The organism is Micromonospora sp. NPDC051924 (assembly GCF_055586005.1).
This window is the reverse complement of the sequence record NZ_JBVJJA010000040.1, coordinates 1-19,317: the sequence shown is the minus strand read 5'-3', so window position 1 is coordinate 19,317 and position 19,317 is coordinate 1. Positions and strand designations below refer to the sequence as shown.

The following is a 19,317-nucleotide window of genomic DNA, read 5'->3' as shown; positions in this document are numbered from 1 at the left end:
TCCGGACGACTCGCGAGCAAAGATCGACGCGTGCCGTCGAGGGCGTCCGGGACATAGCCCCGGTGGGGTTCCGCGGGGTCAGCCACCGCACGCCGAACCCGAGCTGGTCTTGGGGGGTGACCTCAGCCTGCTTGGCGCGCAGTACGTCGCCGTCAACGCCGAACACCAACTGGCCCGTCGTACCCCGACTGATGACCGCGAACCTGCACAATGAACCCCGAACGCCACCCCGGCGGCCCTTGCCACACGGCCTGCCCCACCAGGGCTGCCAACACGACGGGCTGCTGTAGGACTGGGACAGCGATCATGGCGATCACGTCGGATACGAGCACGCCGCAGCCCTTCGGTCCTCCGCAGGGTCAGATTCAGCGTCGCATGGTGATGGCGCCGGGTGCCTGCGCCCGGACCGTCCGGCGAAACGCTTCTCACCGGTCGTCACCTGAGGGCCACTGCAGCCAGGTGACGCTGTCGGCATCGGTGAGGGACGGGTCGCGGCGGAGGATGGCCCGATGGGTCCCTACGAGAAGCGGACCGGGCTCGAGCCCCAACTCCTCGACGAGCAGGTGACGGGCGTCAGCGTACGCGTTCAGTGCTTCGGAGGTGCGGCCAGCACGATAGAGCGCCAGCATCAACTGCACATGGCCTCGCTCGCACAAGGGGTCACTGGCGATCAGGTCGCGCAGCTCGCTCACCAACTCGTCATGCTGTCCGAGCCGCAGCCGGACGTCTGTCCAGTCGCGCAGGAGGGCGCGGTGCTGCTCTTCAAGCGAAACAACCCAGCGGTCCAGTCCCGGCGACCGGGGCAGGTCGTCCAAGGGCGGCCCTCGCCAGAGGTTCACGGCTTGCGCCAGGAACTCGGCGCTCCCGTGGGGATCGCCGTGGCGCAACTCGTGGCGTCCGCGCGTCGCCAGTTGCCGGTACGACAGAACGTCCAGCTCCTCCGCTGCGACCTCCAGCGTGTACCGGGTTGTCCCATTGGTCAACCGATGACCATGGTCTTCGACGGACAGCACCTGCCGGATGGCTGAGATATAGGTGTATAGGTTGGCGGCGGCTGATCGGGGCTCGCGGTCCCCCCACAGTTCGGCTACCAGGTAGTCGATCGCCACGGGTCGATTGGCGTGCATGAGGAGCAGGGCGAGGAGCAGCTTGGGTTTCGTTCGCGTCAGAGGCCTCGTCTGGCCTGCACCACGGATTTCGAACTTGCCGAGAACGTGGAAGCGCATGGGCATCTCCCCTGCTCACCGTCACAGTCGGTGGTGGGGCAGCCTCCCCCTCCACATATCGGTTACCTTTGCCGCGACGGCACTCGATCGGTCCTCGAATCGTCCTCGTTCGGCGATGAAGCGTCCGACGCGCTGCTGGGGCGGCCCGCCCGGTCACGGTCTGCTGAGCTGGCCGCGACGAGGCGTCACGGGACTTGGAGAGTGATGATCGAATTCCGGGTTCTCGGCCCAGTCGAGGTGTGGGTCGATGGCGCTCGCATTCCCCTGCATGGGCCTCGTCAGGAGTGTGTCGTTGCCGCCCTGATGTTGCTTGGTGACCAGGGCGTACCACTAAGCCATCTGGTCGACCTGGTATGGCCTGTGGACCCTCCGTCCACCGCCCGTCGGCAGGTACAGGATCTCGTCTCCCGGCTCCGTCGCGAGCTGGCTGCGGCCGGTGCGCCGCCGGAGATCATCCGGACGCTCCGCGACGGGTACCAGCTGGTCGTCAACGGATACCGGCACGACGCGCGATCCTTCACCGAGCTCGTGCGGCGGGCCGAGACGATGGCCGCGGATGACCCTGCGGGTGCCGTGGATGCCCTCGCGGAAGCGCTCGCGCTGTGGCGCGGCCCGGCGCTGGCAGGGCTGGAAGGAACCGGGCTGCGGGATTCGATCGTGGCTTGGAATGGACGTCGCCTCGCCACGACCGAACAGCGCCTCGCGCTGGAGTTGCGGCTGGGTCGGCACGATCGCGCGATCGACGAGCTGTTCGAGCTCCTGGCCGGGAACCCGTTCCGGGAGCGGCTGGCTACGATGCTCGTGCGTGCCCTGCACGAGCGGGGCCGACGGGCTGAGGCGCTCGCCGTATATGAGCAGGTGCGGCGGACGCTGGCCGACGAGCTGGGTGTCAGTCCCGGGGCCGAACTCCGTGCTGTTTACCAGGACCTGCTCCGTGAGGAGCAGACGAATTCCCCCCGGGCGAATCCGGCGCGGTTGCCGCTCCCGCCCCCGGCGGTCGGGCCGAAACCCGCGCAACTTCCGGCGGACCTGCGTGGTTTCACTGGGCGCCGCGCATACCTGGATCGGCTAGACGAGATGCTCGCTCGGGCCGAGTATGAGACCACCGGCGTTGTCATCGGTACCATCTGCGGTACCCCCGGCGTCGGCAAGACCACCCTTGCCGTGCACTGGGGTCACCGGGTGGCCGATCGATTCCCCGACGGCCAGATCTACCTCAACCTGCGTGGTTACGGCCCCGCTGGCGCGCCGCTAGCTCCCGAGCAGGCGATCCGCCATCTGCTGGACGCACTGCGGGTACCGTCGGAACGGGTGCCGGCGGATCTCGACGCACAGGCCGGCCTGTACCGCAGCCAACTCGCCGGCAAACGCATACTGATCGTCCTCGACAACGCGCGTGATGAGAGCCAGGTGCTGAGGCTGCTGCCAGGCGTGCCCGGCTGCATGGTCCTAGTCACGAGCCGGCACCGCCTGGCCGGCTTGGTGGCTACCAAGGGCGCCCAGTTCCTCGCGCTCGACCTGCCCACCGCCGTGGAGGCCCGCAATTTGTTCACCGCTCGGCTCGAACACGGCGCCGACCGGCAGCACTCCGCCGTGGACGAGATCGTCGATCGGTGCGGACGGCTTCCGCTGGCGCTGGCGCTCGTCGCCGCTCGCGCCGCGGTGCAGCCCCACCTTCCACTCGCCCAGTTCGCTGTGGAGTTGCGCGAGCGGCGGCCGGTCCTTGACACCCTCGCGGTGAGCTCGCCGGACGCCGACGCCCGCGCCGTGTTCTCATGGTCCTACCGATCCCTGGACGAGGAGGCGGCGAGGCTGTTCCGTCTGCTCGGACTGCCGACCGGACCGGACATCAACCGGTCAGCGGCCGCGAGTCTGCTCGGCGTACCGGTCGCGCGGGTGGAGCCGCTGTTGGCGCAGCTCTCCGACGCCTGCCTGGTGAACCAGCACGCCAGGGGCCGATATACCCTGCATGACCTGCTGCGAGCGTACGCCGACGAGCTAGCGGCTGGGTACGACGCCGAAGACCAGCGACACGAGGCGCTGCTCCGGCTGCTGGACCACTATCTGCACTCCGCCCGCCTGGCCAAACGCCTGCTCGACCCCCGCGGCAGGGTCGACGCACCGTCGGCGCCCACGCCCAACGTGGTGGTCATGGACTTCGCCGCACCCGCCGACGCACTGTCATGGTTGGAGGAGGAGCAGTCGACGCTGCTCGCCGCTGCACAGCTCGCTGCGGACCGCGGATTCCACCGGCATGCCATCGCGTTCGGTCCGGCGCTCACGATGCTCTTGCAGCGCCGCGGCCAATGGCAGGACCTGGCGTCGGTGCAGAGCGCAGCGCTTGCCGCGGCGACCGCCGTGGGCGACCTCGCTGCCCAGGCCGAGGCACACCGGGGCTTGGCGCGAGCGCGCAGCAGGCTGGGCCACTTCCAGTCGGCGCATGAGCACTATCGGCAGGCGCTGCAACAGTACGGCCGGGTCGGCGACCGGCGTGGACAGGGAATTACCTATCTGAACTGGGGGTCTCTCGCTGAGCAGCAGGGGCAGTATCGGCAGGCGCTACACCACACGAGCAAGGCCGTCGAGCTGATCACGGAGAGCGGCGATCTGGTCTCGCAAGCGCGAGCGCTGAACGCCTTGAGCTGGTGCCACGCACAGCTCGACGAGCACGTTGCGGCACTCGCCGCGTGTCAGCGGTCGCTGGAGCTACTCGCTTCCCTCGGGGATCCGGTCGGGCAGGCCGCCGCCTGGGACAGCCTCGGGTACATCCATCATCGGATGGCCAACTACGAACAAGCCGTCCGCTGCTACGACCACGCAGTTTCGCTCAATCAGGACCTCGGGGACCGACACCACGAGGCCGACACGCTCAGCCGGATCGGTGACAGCCACCGGGCGGTCGGCCGGCTAGCCGCCGCCCGGACGGCCTGGCAACGGGCGTACGAGATCTTGCGCGAACTCCACCCCCGGCGGGCCGAGGAGATCCTGGCCTTGCTGGAGGGGTGCCCAGGCTCCTAGCTCTGGTCACGGCCGGTCCTGAGGCGGGCCCGGAGACTGCTGCGCGCGATGCCCACCGCCAGTTGCTCGGCCGGGGCGTCAATGCCAAGGAGCCGATTGCAATGCAGGTGTACTAGGCTCGCTGCCACTGCCTCAGAGGTGCTCCACGAACCGCAGTCGCGGAGCGGGTCCCGAAGGAGCCGGTCGAGTGCGGTGATGGTCGGCCGCCGGCGTGACCATGCGTCCACCGCTGCGGCCCCACCGCGCCGGGCACGAATTGCCGCCCACGAGTCGGCGGGGTCCAGTAGCGGTGACGCCTCGCATCGCTGTCCCTGCCACCGCCGGCGAGCCACATCCGGGACGTCCCTGGCAGCCCACGCGCGAAGCGCATCAGGATCCTCGAGGGACTCCAACAGGTCTATGATTCCCGCCGCAGCCAACACCACTGGGTCCACGTCCACCACGCCGGAATCGACCAGCGCGAGCTGTGCCAGCACCGCGGTGCTGTCCGCGCAGAACGCCTCCTGCGCCGCCGTCGTGGCTTGCGGGCCGCCGTAGCGTTCCAGTTCGCAGTCGTAACTGTCGAGCTGAAGCTCATCGACCAGGCCGGCCGCCCGCAGTCGGCACACCCATTCGTGCACTGCGGGCAAGCCCACGCTCCACAACTGACCAGAGTTGGCGTGCAGGCGCAACCTCAGGTGTGGACCAGGGTCGGCGTAGCGGACGAAGAACCAGCGGTCGACCGTCGCCTCCCGTCGTACGGCGTCGACCAGCCGGGGCAGATGGTCGCGGACCACTGCTTGCTCCGCCCAGCCCGGTAGGTACACCTTGGCGGACAGCCACTCGCCGCCTGGCAGGTGCACCCCCTCATCCCCGCCGCGCGTGCGGCTCGTCGACGCGACGGGGGGCGGGGTATTCACGGGCCGCCGCGGCACCAACGGAACCACCACCTCTACGGTGTACCCGCCACCCGGCCCGCAGAGCCAGCCATCCGGATGCTCCTCGCCGCCGGGTACCTCCAGCAGTCGCACGGCCTCGCTACTGGCGCACTGCCGACGCAGCAACTCTCGATGCACTGGATCGGCCAGGTCAACCGGCAGGTACTGGTCGCCGGTGGTGAGCAGGACGGTCGACGGCAGGTTCACGTGCATACGCCAGCGCTCGAACACGTGAGACCACTCGCGGTGATGGCGGGCGGCCGGGCCGAGCAGCCCCGGGCTCACGCTCCAGCGAGCCGGGCTAAGTGCGGTACGGCCGAATCGGACGCGTGGCAGGAACGGCGCGTCAGACATCCGGCCCCAATCCCAGCCGTGCAGTCCGGGCGCGGCGGCCACCGCCAAGTCGTCGAGCAGCCGGGCAACCGCCGAGGCCAGCCGGTCCACCGGCGTCAGGTCGAAGCGCAGAGGGAGTACGGGCTGTCCCGTGCTGCGCAGCACCAGGTGTAGCCGCTCCGGGGTCGCGCGCAGCCCCAGGTCCCGGATGTCGATGGCGGTCGCGGTCCCTTGCCACGGCGCGGCGCCGATGCGGATGGTGTGACCGAGCCAGTCCGGAGCCGCCGTCACGTTGCCCGTGTCCGCGCTGCTCGGCCGGCACACGAGCATGGCCCGCACCTGACCGTCGTTAGGATGGTCCAGTCCGGACGGAGGCGGGACGCCGAGCAGGTCTGCGAACCGGCCGAAGGAAGCGCCGAAGCGCAGGGTACCGGCCGACTGCCCGAGCGCCAGCCGGAAGTCACCGGCGTCCAGGGCAGCGACGGATGCCGCGCGCAGAACGCCGTGCAGCTCCATCGGAGGGGGCTGCTCCCCTGCCGGACGCACGGTTAGCCGCCGCACGTCCTGGGCGTCAAGGACCACCTCCCGCGCTCCATCGGCGATCGCGGTGTGGAGGAACTCGCCGAGGAGTGCATTCCGGCTGCTACGGCCAGGCTGTCGAAAGCCCGGCCCGCCGGCCCGGGACGGGCGGTCGGCGAGGACCACGTCGGTCAACGCAACCGTGCGGTGCGTACCGTACCGCTCCACGAACCAAGTGTGGCAGGCAGCGACCCGACGCTGCGCCGGCAGCAGGCCCCGGCCTCCGTCAGCGGACATCCGGAAGAGGGCATCCGCCGCCTGGGCCGCCTCGTCCGCCACCACCTGCGGCAGTGACACGCACGCGTCGAGCGCCAAGTCGACGTGCAGGGTACGGTCTGCCGGTTGCACCGCCCGCATCCGGGCGGTAAGCCGGGCCACCCGGGCAGCGCCCTTCCCCGGCGCCAGCCGTTCGTACCGTTGCAGCTCAACGTGGATGGCGGTGAGCTCGGGTCGGAGGGTACAGCCGGCAGGTAGCCGGTCGAGCAGGTGTGGGAGCGGATCGGGGGCCTCCGGCGGCGGCACCAGATCGGTGACCAGGACCCGCAGTCGGACCAGCTCGCCGATCGACGTCAGCACGCGGTCCGGCGAGAAACAGGGCAGCGCTTCGGCAACGGCGGCGACCACGTCGCCACACTGCCGGGGCGGCTCGGCCGCAGCTAGGATGGCTGCCAGCAGCGGATTGCGGCGCAGCACCACCGACCCGCCCGGCAGGAGAATATGCTCGCCACGGCGCACCATCGTCGTATCGACACTGAGCGTCGTGTGCGGCAGCACCCGGGGGTCCTGCTCGAGGCGGCGGGCCAACGCCACCAGCCACCCCGCGTCCGGCCGGACCCGCTTGCGGTGATCGCCGGCCATCTGCGCCACCGCGCCGGTGGCGACGGCGCCGAGTGCCACGCCGGCGAACAGGCCAAAGGGTGTCGGCCGGCCGGTCATCCGCAGCGCGTACCGGGTCAGGCCGAGCAGCAGCCGGTGCGCTCTACCGGGATCGATTTCGTCGCCGGCCGCAGCCTTGGCGAGAGTCCGCTCCACGCTCTCCGCCAGGGTGGGGCTCGCCACCGCAACGGCCTCCGCCAGGCCCGGGTGGGCCGCCAGCGCGCGGACTCGCTCGATCGGGTCACCGTCGGTGGAGGAGACAAGGCCATCCAGGGCGGCACGGGGCAGCGCGGGTGTACGTACCAGCACGGGGCCCGTCACGACGAACGCCGGATCGGGCAGGCTGCCGCTCACAGTAGGCCGGGCCGGCGCCACGGGCTGCCGTTCAGCTCGTGCTCAAGGAAGGCGAACACGCACTGCCACCACACCTGCACGTTGCCCGGCTTGGTGATCTCATGAGCCTCGTCCGGAAATGACAAAAGGCGAACCGGCTTGCCCAGGTGCCTGAGGTCGGCGTACTGAGTGAGCGCCTCGGTCACCGGCACCAGCTGATCCTTCTCGCCGTGGCTGACCAGCAGCGGTGTGGCGATATCGGCGGCGGCGCGGCGGGGTGAGTGCACCAGGTACCCGGACCGGTCCGGCTCACTCGGATGCCCGAACTCCTCGACAAACCGGCGCGCGGCGACGGTACCGCTGACGAACGAGCGCAGGTCCCAGATGCCCGCGTGGCTGACCGCCGCCCGGAACCGCTCCGACCGGCCGATCGCCAGGTTGACGAGGTAGCCGCCGAACGATGCGCCAAGCACGGCGACGCGCTTGTCGTCCAGCGCGGGCCGTGCGGCGACCTGGTCGACCAGCGCGACGAGGTCCTGGTAGGGCACCCCCGACCAGTCGCTCCAAGCCCGCGCCACGAACGCCGCGCTGTACCCGGTGGAGGGACTCGGGTCCGGCAGCAGCACGGCGTAGCCGCGGTCGACCGCCAGCCACGGATTCCACCGCCATGACCAGAGGTTCCAGCTCGCGTACGGACCACCGTGCACGAACACCAGCAGCGGCAGACCGTCCTCCGGGAGCTTGTTGGGCGTGCACAGCCAGCCGTGCACCCCAAACCCGTCCGAGGACGCCGTGGACACCCGCTCGATTCGGCCCGGCAATGCCATCGGCGGCCCCGGGTCGGCGAGCGGCTGAGCTGCCCGGCGCCCGGCCGGCCCGTCCGGCAGCAGCCGCACGGGTGCTGGTGGCTGGTCGATCGCCGACCGCAGCGCGTACACCGCCGAGCCTGCCACCTGCACCGCGCTGTGGTGGCCGCTGCGGGTCAGCCGCCGGACCCGGCCGGTGACCAGGTCGATCCGGTACACCGGCCGGCTACCGGCTTGGTCCGCGGTGACGTACAGATATCGGCTGTCTGCCGACCAGGCGGCCGGGAGCACGCCCGGATACCAGTCGACGGGCGCGGGTACCGCCTGTGGCGCCTGCCGGCCGGTCAGGTCGATCACCCACAGACGTACCTCCAGCGCCGCGCCGGAGCCGCTGGGTGACGGCGGACGTCCCGGCCGGACGCGCAGGCATACCAACCGGTCACCGTCCGGGGAAAGCATAGGCTCGTAGTAGTCGACTCCGGGCTCCGCCGCGACGATCCGCCACCGCCAGGCTCCGGTTCCGGGCGACTCGTCGGCGACGGCCAATTGGCTCGCGGTGTGCGGGCCGTCCGGCACCTCCTGCACTGCGATTACCCGGGTACCGCTGGCGGCGATGGCGAACGTACTGGTGAGACGGCCGTCCGGTGCCGGCAGTTCCGTGCCGCTGGCGCCGGGTAGCCAGGACGTACAGACCAGCCGGCGCGCGTCATTGACCGGCAGTTCCTTCGGCGCGTGGAGCACCGCGGTGACGCCCAACTCGGCTCTGCGCATTCGGATGGCGCGCCGATGGCCTTCGGCCGCCGCCCTGGTGGCGTACACCAGCCGGCCGGTGTTCGGGGCTGCCGAGTACCCGGTCACGCCGGCCGCGATCATCGCGGTCGTCCCCGTGTCCAAATCGGTCATGCACAGCGCGGTGCGCCGTCGCGCATTCGACGGGTCGGGCGCGAGGAAGAGGATGCGTCGGCCCGGCAAGCAGGTCGGCTGCTCGCCTGGGAACGGCGGGTGGCGCCGCCGAGTGCCGGGCCAGACCACCGACACCGCCGGCGCTAGCCGCCCGCCAGCTGCGGGCCGGGCCACCTCCAGCGCGTAGCTGCCCTCGTCCCTGGCCACCGAAAGCGCCCGTACCCGCGGCACCGCGAAGAACGGGGCGAGCGCGGTGCCCTCGGCGCCGATGTCGGGGATGGCGAACATGCAACCTCCCTGTGGGCCGGTACGAACTGCGCACGCAACGTGGAGTCCGGGCCCAGTCAGCATGTGGCCTGGATCTACACAACGGATACACGCGCATGTACCCGGTACGGGCAGCGCGTAGGGCATGTGTAGATCGCGCCGCGAGGCTGGCCCGAACCGGTAGCGCGCACCGACCGGCCCAGCGAACCCGAAGGAGTATCGATGACCATCACCGCGACCCGGCCGCAAACCGAGGCCGATCCGTTCCTGTTGGAAACGGTCGAGACGATCCCGATGATCGCCACCGGGCCAGGCCTGCCCATGGCCACTACCTGCAACTGCTACGGCTCGTGCGGTCAGTTCTGCGCGAGCGGCTGTGGCGGCTCCTGCTGCACCTGGGTCGGCGGTCACAGCGTTCTCGAGATCTGATCGCTGCATCCGGCGCCGATCGGTCGCGGCCATCGACAGAGTCGGACGACGGACGCCGATCGAGCACTGCAGCACAGATCTGATGCGGGCCGCCGTGGGGCGGCCCGCATCAGCCGACCTGCACACTCACCCGCCCTCGAAGACGCCCTGAAAGGCGGTCACGATGACACCGCTGAACGAGTTGCCCCGCCTGGGCTCCGGGCTGGGGTACCGCCGAGAGCTCCACAACGACATCTATGACAACCGCGAGTCCATCGAGTGGCTCGAGGTCATCACCGAGCACTACCTGAACGGCTCCGTACAGAGCCGTTCACGCCTGATGGAACTTCGGGAGCAGTTCCGCATCGTGCCACACGGCATCGAGATGTCGGTCGGCTCCCCCGGCGAGGTGGACGACAACTATCTGGACGCCCTACGCCGGCTGGTCCGAGATATTGACGCTCCTTACTTCAGCGACCACCTGTGCTTCACCCGGACCGAAACCGTGTCGCTGGGCAACCTCACCCCGCTGCCACGCTCAGCGGAGGTGGCCAGGCAGATCGCGGCGAAGGCGCAACGGGTGCAGGATCGGATCGGGGTGCCGTTCGTGCTGGAGAACATCACCTACTACGCCGACCTCGACGCCGGTATGTCCGAGGCGGAGTTCATCGCCGAGTTCTGCGAGCACTGCGATTGTGGCCTGCTGCTCGACCTGACCAACCTGTACATCAACTCGGTGAACCATGGCTTCGACACGCGAAAGTTCCTGGACACAATTCCGGTCGACCGGATCGTGCAGGTCCATCTCGCCGGCGGCGAGCTGCACGCCGGCACTTTCATCGATACGCACTCGGCGCCCGTGCCGGAGCCGGTGTGGTCGCTCTTCGACGACCTGGTGTCCCGTATTCCGCTGAAGGCCTCGCTGGTCGAGCGTGACCAGGACTTCCCGGAGGACTTCGCCGACCTGTTGGGCGAGGTGCGGCGCGCAGCCGCAGCAATGGCGACGGCGGCTCACGCATGAGCGGCATGCGCTTGGTCGATGCATTCGCCCAACTGGTTGCCTCGCATCACACCTTGCACGAGTTCTATCGAAACCCGGAGATCCTGCGGGACGCATACCAGCTGAGTGACGCCGAACTCCATACGCTGCAGGCAATACCAATGGCCCGGATGCACCTGTCGCACGAGGTCGTACGATCCAAGCGGATCGGCGTGCTGCAGGCGCTGCTGCCACAGACGCTCGGGGCGCTCATCGAGCTCGATGACTACCGCACAGTTCATTCGTACCTGGACGATGCGCTGTCGCGCTCCGATGTCGACATGACTCGGGGCGTGTCGCAGACCGGCGATCTAGTCAGGTGGCTCAGCCGCCAGTCGCCCGCCGATTTGCCGCCCGGCTTGCTGGACCTGGCCCGCTTCGAGTTCACCATGTTGGAGCTCAGTGCGGACGACGCCGCGGCGATCACCGCGAGAGATCGGGTGGACGCACCGCCGCCAACAGCCTTGCCCCTGAGGAGCAACGCCTACCCGGCGCTGAGCCCGGACGTCCGCGTGGAGCAGTTCGACATCGACGTGCTGGGGCTGCCCCGGTCGGTGTCGCTCACCGCGCTCGCGGCAGCGCGGTACCGGCCGGGCGGAGTGCTGCTACGCAAGGTGTGGAACGCTCGCCAACCCACCTGCCTGCGACTGGGCACCGCCACAGCCGCACTGGCTTGTAAGTGCGACGGCCGGCGCAGCGTCGGGCAGCTGATCGCCGAATTGAACGAGGACGTACGCGACCGTGCGGTGGGGGTGCTGCTGCGCCTCGTCGACCTGGCAGTCATCACGGTCCGACCGGCACCCCGGGCCGACGAGGCGACCAACCGACGAGCAGACGTACGACGAGAAGGGGCCGACCGTTGAAGATTGTCGCAGTAGTGAAGTATCCGCCGATCCAGGGCGGCGTCAGCGCGTTGAGCTACCGCATGGCGACGAGCCTGGCCGCGGCCGGCAACCAGGTCAGCGTGGTCACCAACGCCGACGAGGTGGAGGACGAGTACCGGATCTGGATGCAAGCCGAGGATCGTGAACGACTGGCCCCGCGATTCGCGAACGGGGGCAGTGTCACGCTGGTCGCCACCTCGCCGGTGAGCCCCAAGCTGGCCGCGCACATCCCGGTGAGCAAGCCTTTCGTGACCAAGCTGGCTGCTCTGGCCACCGAGGAGATCCGTCGAATCGGCGCGGACGTAGTGTTCTCGTACTACCTGGAGCCGTACGGACTGGCGGCCCACCTCGCCGCGCAGTGGACTGGTGTCCCGCACGTGGTGCAACACGCGGGTAGCGACCGCACCCGCCTGCTCGCACATCCCGAGCTGTCCATGGCATACCGGGAGGTGCTTCGCCGCGCCGATCTGGTCTTGGCACAAGAAGGATCCGTGGAAGGTTTCGGGGTGGCGCCCGAACGTGTGGTCCCGCTGCCCACGCGGGCGCTGTCCGCCGCGTTCGACCACGTCGATGTGCCGCCGTTGGACGTCGACCGGGTCACGGCAGCGTTCGCCGGTACCGGGCATCACTGGGTCAGCAACACGGCGCCGCTCCCCACCGACCGGGTCACCATTGGCGTATACGGCAAGCTGGGCGAGGCCAAGGGCAGCTACGACCTGATCAACGCGCTGCGGCAGGTGGCCGAGTCGGGGCGGCAGTTCAACCTGCTCGTCCTAGGCGGGGGCGAGCAACGCCAGCCATTTGCCCGAGCCATCGAAGAGGCGGGCCTGGCCGACCGCACCTGGCGGCTGCCGTTCCTACCGCACTGGCGGGTACCGGAGTTCCTGCAGCGAGTGACCGCGGCATGCTTCCTGGAACGGCGTTTCCCCGTGCACATTCACTCCCCCAGCATTCCCAACGAGGTTCTCAGCACCGGTACATGTCTGGTGGTGTCCCGCGAGATCGCCGACAAGCAGGCGTTCCGAGCGAACCTGCGTCACGGCGAGAACGTTTACGTGGTAGAGGAGCCGAGCGACACCGACGAGCTCGCGAATATCCTCGGACGGATCGTGGACGACCCGGAGACGGCGGCCGCGGTGGGACGGGCCGGCCAGCAGTTGAGCCGGCCGAGCGCGCCGGGCATGCTGGCTAATGCGTACATCCACGTGTTCGAGCGCGCCCTCGCACTGCGCCGCACGTCCGCAGCGCCCACCGTGACGGCGGAGGAAGCCTGGCGGCTCCTGGTGCGCCGGCATATGCCAGCCACGCTCGCCGCACTGGGTGTCGCCAGCGAGCGGGTGCTGGATGAAGCGAAGGAGACAACTTTCGCTACCGCTCCAGCTCAGGCGTACGCCGCGGCCGAAGCGCTGGCGAAGTGGGCCGACAGTCAGGGGGATTCGCTCCCCGACGCGGTGCGGGCAGCGGTCGCGTTCGAGCGCGACCTGTGCTGGACGCACCTCGACCTGGAGAGCCCGACAGGAGGCACGCTGTTCCCGCGCCGCGGGGTCGAGGCACTGGTCCTCTCGGATTCGCTGGACCTCAGCCGCCGCCGGCCCGTCGCGGCGAACGGCATCCGTATGCGACGCCATCGCGAAGACATCGAGCCACTGCTGGCCGCGCTGCGCGAGGGGCGCCCATACGAGGCGGTTGGCACGGCCGAGGCCACCTTCCTCTTCCTCAAGCGCGGCGACCTCTACGGCACCGTGCTGCGGCTGGGCGCCGCGTCGTGCGACCTGTTGCGGCTGTGTGACGGGCGTACCGAGGTCGCCGAGATCATCGCTCAGGTCACCGCGCAGCACGGCGCCGATTCCCGCACAGTCGAGCGCATGTTGCGGACGATGGCCGTCGACCGCGTAATCCTGATCTGATCCCCGAATCCCGGTAAGGAGGACGGCTATGTCGCCGGACCTGTACGGTACCGACCTCGCATACGCCCACGACGTGGGGTTCGGGTATCACGGGGACCGGTGCGCGCCGGGCATCCTGAGCCGGCTGGAACCGGTCCTCGCCCGTGGTGGCACGGTACTGGAGGTCGGCTGCGGGGCCGGCGCGCTGACCCGGCACCTGGTCGCTGCGGGTCACCATGTCATCGCCACCGACGCGTCGCCCGCGATGCTCACCCGGATTCGGCAGTCGGTGCCCGGGGCGGCGGAGATACGGCAGCTCGTGATGCCGGATGAGCCGCTGCCCCGGGTGGACGCGGTCGTCGGCACCGGGCACGTGCTCAACTATCTGGCCGACACCGACGCGGTGCACGAGGCGCTCGGCGCGATCGCCGAGGCGCTGCGACCCGGTGGTGTGTTCGCTCTCGATGTGGCCGACCGGTCCTGGCTCGCCGCACCACAGAATGGACGCCCGCTGGCCAGGGTGGCCGCGGACTGGGCAATCTTCTGCCAGCCGTCGGCGACACCGCCCAACCGGCTGATCCACGCGATGACGACGTTCGTCCGGACCGACTCCGGTGCATGGCGTCGGGCCGACGAGCGGCATGAGATCCTGCTGGTGGATACGGCGCTGCTGCCGGAACTACTGTCCGAGCACGGGGTGGATGCCGCGGTGTCGCCATCGTTCGGTACCGAGCGGCTTCGGCCCGGCCTCGTGGCCCTAGTCGGCAGGAAGCGCTGACGGCGCGGCCTACGGTGATCCGGGCTGCTCTCCGATCAGCTGGGATCGGCGAACCGCGCCCGGTCCACGAGCGCGCCCACCGAGTTGCGCACCAGTCCCAGCACAGCGTGTTCCGTGGCAGCATCGGTGCCCAGCAATCGATTGACGTGCAGGTGCGCCAGGGACAGCGCGATGGCGTCGAGGGCGCTGCTCACCCCATCTATCCGGTCCAGCTCGCGGCGGTAGGTTTGGATGGCGGCAGCCCGTGACGCCCAGGCTGCGGACACTTCGGCGCCGCCGGGCGGGGCCGCGACACCGCCAGTCTGGTCGAGCGGGAAGATCAGACCGAGCAGCCGGGCACGGTGTCGCCGGAACCTGGCCCGCTCGTCGGGCGCTGTGCCGGCCGGGCGCAGCTGGCGCAGCAGCTCTTTCGTGCCGCCGAAGGCGAGCAGTAGCTGCGCCACGCTGGTCGCGGCCAGCTCCACGCGTGCCGCGTCATCGGACCTCGCGAGCAGGTCCAGCAGCGCGAGACTTACCTCGCTGTCCGCCTGGAACACCTGTTCGGCCGCGGACATGGCATCCGGGCCGCCATACCGCTCCAGCTCCGGGTCATAGCTGTCGAGGACCAGCCGGTCCGCCACGCCCGTCGCCGCGAGCTCGCCGCTCCAGGAGTGCAGTTCACGTACCCCAGCGCTCCACAGCCTGTCGGGATTGCCGCGGAAACGCAGCCGCAGGTGAGGATCGGGGTCGGAGTATCGCAGAAAGAACCACCTGTCCACCGGCAGGGTCCGGCTCAGCCGGTCGACCAGGTCGCGTACCGGTCCACGCAACACGTCATCGTGTCTGGCAGCGGCACAGTAGACCTTGGCGTATAGCCACCCGCCGCCTGGCCGAACGAGGTGGTCCCCGGTCCGCACCCGGCCTGCAGCCCGGGGCACCGTCTGCGCACCGGATCCGCGTGCCGTGCGCAGGAGGGGGATCACCACCTCGCACGAGTGCGAACCGTTTGGGCCAGTGAGCCAGCCGTCCGGCTGGTCCTCCCCGCCGGGCAGTTCGACGAGCGCCGCCGCGCCGCCGCGGCGCAGCTCCTGCCGCAGGATGCGCAGGTGGATCTCGTCGTCCAGGTGCAACGCGAGGCGCTGGTCCCGCTCGACGAGGAGCACCTCCTCGGGGACCGCGGCGTCGGCCCGCCACCGGGCGACTGCCTCCCGCCAGTCACGTGGTGACGCGTCGCGAGCGGCGCCGGGCAGCGGTGTGTCGGTGGTGCGCCAGGTCGCGGAGGCAAGCACGCTACGCCCCATGCGTACCCGGGGCAGGTACGGCGCATCCTTGAAGGGGCCCCAGCTCCACGAACACATCTCGCGCACACCTTCCCGAGCCACATCGCGGAGGAAGCGCACCGAGGCGGGGGCGATGCCGTCGGGTTTGAGCAGGTCGAAGACGACCGGCCTGACGCGGTGGCCATCGTCGAGGTGGACCAGGTATAGCCCGCTGGCCGTGGCACCCACCGCGAGGCGGTCCAGCGGGAGATTCCCGGGGTTCCCCGGCGGAGCGGGTACCGACACCGGAATCCGGTGCGGTAGCCACGCTGGTGCTGCTGCCACGTTCTCCGCTCGGCCACTGCGCGGCCGGTAGACGACGGTGGCGCGATGCTCGTCTAGGCCACTGAACCAGTCCGGCTCACAGTCCAGCAACCAGCTGAACCGGGCGAATGAAGTGCCCGCCGGATGGGTGCCGAGATCTGGTGCAACTACCAGCCGGAAGTTTCCGGCGGCCAGGTCCTGCGCGGAGCGAGCCAGCAGCCGGGCGTGCAGTTCCAGGGAAACTGGTACCGCGCCGAGTCCATCGCCGGGCGACAGCGCAGCGACGTCCTCCTTGTCAAGGACGACCTCCCGCCGGCCGTTGCGGACTGCGGCGAACAAGAGCCCGGCGAGGGCGGCCGTCCGCTCCGCTCGGCTGGGATACTCTCCGCAGGACGCCGGCCCGGAGGAGCCTGCCCGCGGCTCACCGAGGCCGCGATCGGGCGAGAGTAACTCGGGGACCGGTACCAGCCTGTCCTCCCCGTACCGTTCAAGAAACCTGCCGTGGTAGTCGCGTAGTCGCGGGCTTCCCGCCATCACCGGCGACATCCGCCACAACGCCTCGGCCGCGCCTGCCGCTTCGAGCGCCACCGCTTGCGGCAGCTGGACGTCGGCGTCCACGGCCAGGTCGACGTGCAGCAGGTGGTCTGTCTCGTGCAGCGCCCGCATCGGCTCGTACAGGGCGGCCAAAGCCGCCTCTCCGCGGCCAGGTGGCAAGCGGTCGTACCGGCTGATCCGGTCGCTGACGTCCGTGAAGCGCGCAACCCAGGGACGATCGGGTGACCGGCTGGCCCGCCCGACCACATGCTCCAGAGGGTCGACGCAGGCCGGAGTGGGATAGAGGTCGGTGAGCAGGAATCCGAGTTCCACAAGTCGGGTGATCACGTCGGTCAGCTGGACCCGCGTAAGAGACGGGAACTTCGCCGCCAGGTGGTCCACTAGCTGCCCGCCACTTATCGGGAGCGCCGCAGCGGCCAGTGCCTCGGCGACGAGCGCGTTCAGTCGCACCGAGGTCTCGGCCGTTCGGCTCCGGTCTGGTACGCCCGCAAGCACGGCACGGTCCCCCACCTGGCCCCAGCTGGGGTCCGCGACGAGCCGGAGCACTGCCAGCAGGTCGACCTGCGCCGCCGCCAGCACGTCGCGCAGCCACTGCCGGTCCGGCCGGGTGTGGGTACGGTGGTTGTCGCCCAGCCGTACCCGCGCGTCCTCGCCGAACCGGGCCACCGCGACGCCGGCCAGCAGCCCGAAGGGGGTAGCGCGGGAACTGGCGCGCAGCAGGTACTTGGTGACGGCCGTAGTGATTCGCCACAGTTCCCGAGCGGATCTGCGGGCATGCGGCTCGAGTACGGCGTGCCAGGCGGTCGCGAGTTGGCGGCTGGAAACCAGGACGGCCTCACGCAACAGCGAATCGCCGTGCAGCGTTCGCAGCACGGCGATCAGTGCGGCTGTCTCGGCCTCACCGGCGCGCTCGTCGAGGGCGGGGAGGGGATGCGTGCCGGCGCCTCGCGGGTACACCGGCACACGCAGCAGCACCGGATTCCGCGCCGTGAACATCGCTGCCGTCGGCATGGCGTTGGACACGTCTCCTCCTGACCGGTCCGGCGAGTGCTGCGTCATGACGCCCACTCGCCGGACCGTACGCTGTTGCTACTTGAGCGTGGTTTCGTGCGTGAGCGTGGTCTCGTGCGTGGTGTCGGGCGTGAGTGTCGTCTCGTGTGCCCGCCCGGCGTCGTTGCTGTCTACCCGCTCGTCCAGGTGCAACAGGTCGTTGTCTGCCTCAGACATTGCGTTCTCCTCTCGATAGATCATTTATTGCGGTGTGTGATCCGGAGTCACCTGGCCGAGGATGCCCGGCCGCTCTACACGTCCCTTACACACCGTGATGTGCAGGGCCTGTGTAGACCGCCACGCTTCGCTAGCGGGGCCGTTACGACGGGAGGTGAACGATTTGCCGGTCATGACAGACCTCGGGTGGTGGGACGTTCTGCGCCGGCCGGGGCCCCAGCGGCTACTCGCCCTCAACGCGCTGGTCGACTCTGCCGGTACCGGCCTGGCATCAATCTCACTTCCGTTCTACGCGCTTCAGGTGGCCAAGCTGTCCCCGGGTCAGTTGGCCGCGGCCCTAGCTGCCGGCGGCGTGGCCGAGCTGGCCCTCGCGGTGCCCGCCGGCGCGTTGGCCGGCCGATACGGCGTGTGGCGCTACGCCATGCTCACCCGACTCGGCCGCGCCCTCGGATACCTGTTGGTCGGCATGGTCACATCGTTCTGGGCGCTGTTCGCGCTGCACGCAGTCATCGGCGCGCTCCGCGCCGGCGGCAACGGTCTCAACCAGAGCATCACAGCCGTCGTCGTCGGTCGTGAGCGGCGAAGCGAGACCTTGGCGATGCTCCGGTCGGTCCGCAACATCGGGTTTCTGGCGGCTGGAGGCCTGGGTGCCGTATTGCTGGCGGCGCACCGGCCAGTGCTGCTCAGCGTCGCGATCATCGCCAACGGCCTGTCGTTTCTGGCGAGCGCGGGCATGCTGGCCGGATTGCGCCGCTCACACGAGGTCGGCTCGCCCGACCGGGTGCTCGACTTCTCGGTCCTGAAGGACCTGCGATACCTCGTACTCATCCTGGCCGCCGCGATGTTCGCCAGCAGCGTCCGGGTCCTCGACGTGGCACTCCCGCTGTTCGTGCTCAATTACGGCCTTCCCAGCGCCCTCGTGGCCATCGTGGTGCTCATCAACACTCTCTTGGTCGTCGTGCTGCAGTACCGGTTCTCCCGACGGGTGGTCAGCGTGGCCACCGCGCGAGACAACCTCCGGTACAGCGCGGTGTGCCTGGCCGGTATGGCGATACTGTTCGCGCTGGCCCCTTGGGGATCTCCGTGGCTCGGCTCCACCCTCGTTCTCGGCGCGGGCCTGCTGCTCACCGTCGGCGAGATGACCGAATCCCCCGCGTGGTGGACACTGTCCTTCGACCTTGCGCCGGAGGGCCGCTCCCACCAGTACCTAGCGGCGTTCGACCTGAACTACGCCCTGCTGAACATTGTCGGTCCGCCGCTCGCGGTGGTGATGGTCAACCATGGCTGGCGCGGCTGGACGGCGTATGTCGGGGCCCTCGCCTTGGCTCTGGGCTTAGCGTTGGCGGTAACCAGGGGGCGCAAGGTTGACACCGCGTCGCTGGTCGCGGCGAAAGCAACATCGTGAGGTGAGCCCATCCGAACGGGGCCGGAACGCCGTCGGATGACTGCGGCGCTTAAGGACCAATGCCGCGACTGGGTGCTCGATCAGGTTTAAAGCAACGAGAGTAGGTCATCCGACGGAGCCTGCAGATCCATCGTCGTCATGAATGACAAACTGCAGCTAGTGTCCTGAGTCGTTGGAAGCTTTATTGATCCGGGTGCAGTAGTTGGCGAGGTTGTCGAGAATCTGGTCGGCGGTTTTGGTCCAGACAAAGGGTTTGGGGTTGTCGTTCCATGCCGCGATCCAGGCGTTGACGTCGTCTTCGAGGGCTTTGACGCT

The 19,317-nt window shown here is 69.4% G+C and carries 12 protein-coding genes and 1 pseudogene; 7 read left to right on the top strand and 6 right to left on the bottom strand.

Going from position 1 to position 19,317, the window contains the following annotated elements; genetic code table 11:
- Positions 1-425: 425 nt before the first annotated feature.
- The gene (locus ACZ6S5_RS26670) at positions 426-1,226 is read right to left on the bottom strand and encodes an AfsR/SARP family transcriptional regulator (RefSeq protein ID WP_466004732.1); all 801 of its coding nucleotides are present in this window, start codon (positions 1,224-1,226) and stop codon (positions 426-428) included.
- Positions 1,227-1,430: 204 nt separating this feature from the next.
- Between ACZ6S5_RS26670 and ACZ6S5_RS26665 the strand changes: the two genes are divergently transcribed.
- On the top strand, positions 1,431-4,244 hold the full coding sequence (locus ACZ6S5_RS26665; protein WP_466004731.1) for an AfsR/SARP family transcriptional regulator: 2,814 nt from the start codon (positions 1,431-1,433) through the stop codon (positions 4,242-4,244).
- On the opposite strand, the gene ACZ6S5_RS26660 is transcribed toward ACZ6S5_RS26665, so the two are convergent.
- Both ACZ6S5_RS26660 and ACZ6S5_RS26655 read right to left on the bottom strand, forming a co-directional pair.
- A complete protein-coding gene (locus ACZ6S5_RS26660; RefSeq protein ID WP_466004729.1) occupies positions 4,241-7,303 on the bottom strand; it encodes a lantibiotic dehydratase in 3,063 nt (1,020 codons plus the stop codon). The two genes, ACZ6S5_RS26665 and ACZ6S5_RS26660, sit on opposite strands and share 4 nt — an antisense overlap.
- The gene (locus ACZ6S5_RS26655; RefSeq protein ID WP_466004727.1) at positions 7,300-9,279 is read right to left on the bottom strand and encodes a S9 family peptidase; all 1,980 of its coding nucleotides are present in this window, start codon (positions 9,277-9,279) and stop codon (positions 7,300-7,302) included. The genes ACZ6S5_RS26660 and ACZ6S5_RS26655 overlap by 4 nt, the downstream gene beginning before the upstream one ends.
- A 201-nt stretch (positions 9,280-9,480) precedes the next feature.
- Between ACZ6S5_RS26655 and ACZ6S5_RS26650 the strand changes: the two genes are divergently transcribed.
- The 5 genes from ACZ6S5_RS26650 (at position 9,481) to ACZ6S5_RS26630 (ending at position 14,253) form a co-directional block, all read left to right on the top strand.
- Positions 9,481-9,687 carry a hypothetical protein gene (locus ACZ6S5_RS26650; protein WP_466004726.1) on the top strand — a complete coding sequence of 69 codons (207 nt, stop codon included), beginning with the start codon at positions 9,481-9,483 and terminating at the stop codon, positions 9,685-9,687.
- A gap of 163 nt (positions 9,688-9,850) precedes the next feature.
- A complete protein-coding gene (locus ACZ6S5_RS26645) occupies positions 9,851-10,687 on the top strand; it encodes an MbnB/TglH/ChrH family RiPP precursor modification enzyme (RefSeq protein WP_466004724.1) in 837 nt (278 codons plus the stop codon).
- Complete coding sequence (locus ACZ6S5_RS26640) at positions 10,684-11,568, top strand: hypothetical protein (protein ID WP_466004722.1); 885 nt, start codon at positions 10,684-10,686, stop codon at positions 11,566-11,568. The genes ACZ6S5_RS26645 and ACZ6S5_RS26640 overlap by 4 nt, the downstream gene beginning before the upstream one ends.
- Positions 11,565-13,496: a PqqD family peptide modification chaperone gene (locus tag ACZ6S5_RS26635; protein WP_466004720.1), complete on the top strand. Its 1,932-nt coding sequence runs from the start codon at positions 11,565-11,567 to the stop codon at positions 13,494-13,496. The genes ACZ6S5_RS26640 and ACZ6S5_RS26635 overlap by 4 nt, the downstream gene beginning before the upstream one ends.
- 28 nt (positions 13,497-13,524) lie before the next feature.
- Positions 13,525-14,253, top strand: a complete 729-nt coding sequence (locus ACZ6S5_RS26630) for a class I SAM-dependent methyltransferase (protein ID WP_466004718.1) — start codon at positions 13,525-13,527, stop codon at positions 14,251-14,253.
- 35 nt (positions 14,254-14,288) lie between these two features.
- Here the strand turns inward: ACZ6S5_RS26630 and ACZ6S5_RS26625 are convergent, their stop codons facing one another.
- A complete protein-coding gene (locus tag ACZ6S5_RS26625) occupies positions 14,289-17,393 on the bottom strand; it encodes a lantibiotic dehydratase (protein ID WP_466004716.1) in 3,105 nt (1,034 codons plus the stop codon).
- 66 nt (positions 17,394-17,459) lie between these two features.
- Positions 17,460-17,597: a hypothetical protein gene (locus tag ACZ6S5_RS26620; RefSeq protein ID WP_466004714.1), complete on the bottom strand. Its 138-nt coding sequence runs from the start codon at positions 17,595-17,597 to the stop codon at positions 17,460-17,462.
- A gap of 154 nt (positions 17,598-17,751) precedes the next feature.
- Here ACZ6S5_RS26620 and ACZ6S5_RS26615 point away from each other — a divergent pair, with 154 nt between their 5' ends.
- On the top strand, positions 17,752-19,002 hold the full coding sequence (locus ACZ6S5_RS26615; RefSeq protein WP_466004712.1) for an MFS transporter: 1,251 nt from the start codon (positions 17,752-17,754) through the stop codon (positions 19,000-19,002).
- A gap of 156 nt (positions 19,003-19,158) precedes the next feature.
- Here the strand turns inward: ACZ6S5_RS26615 and ACZ6S5_RS26610 are convergent.
- Positions 19,159-19,317: pseudogene (locus ACZ6S5_RS26610) on the bottom strand (IS630 family transposase); the annotation flags it as partial.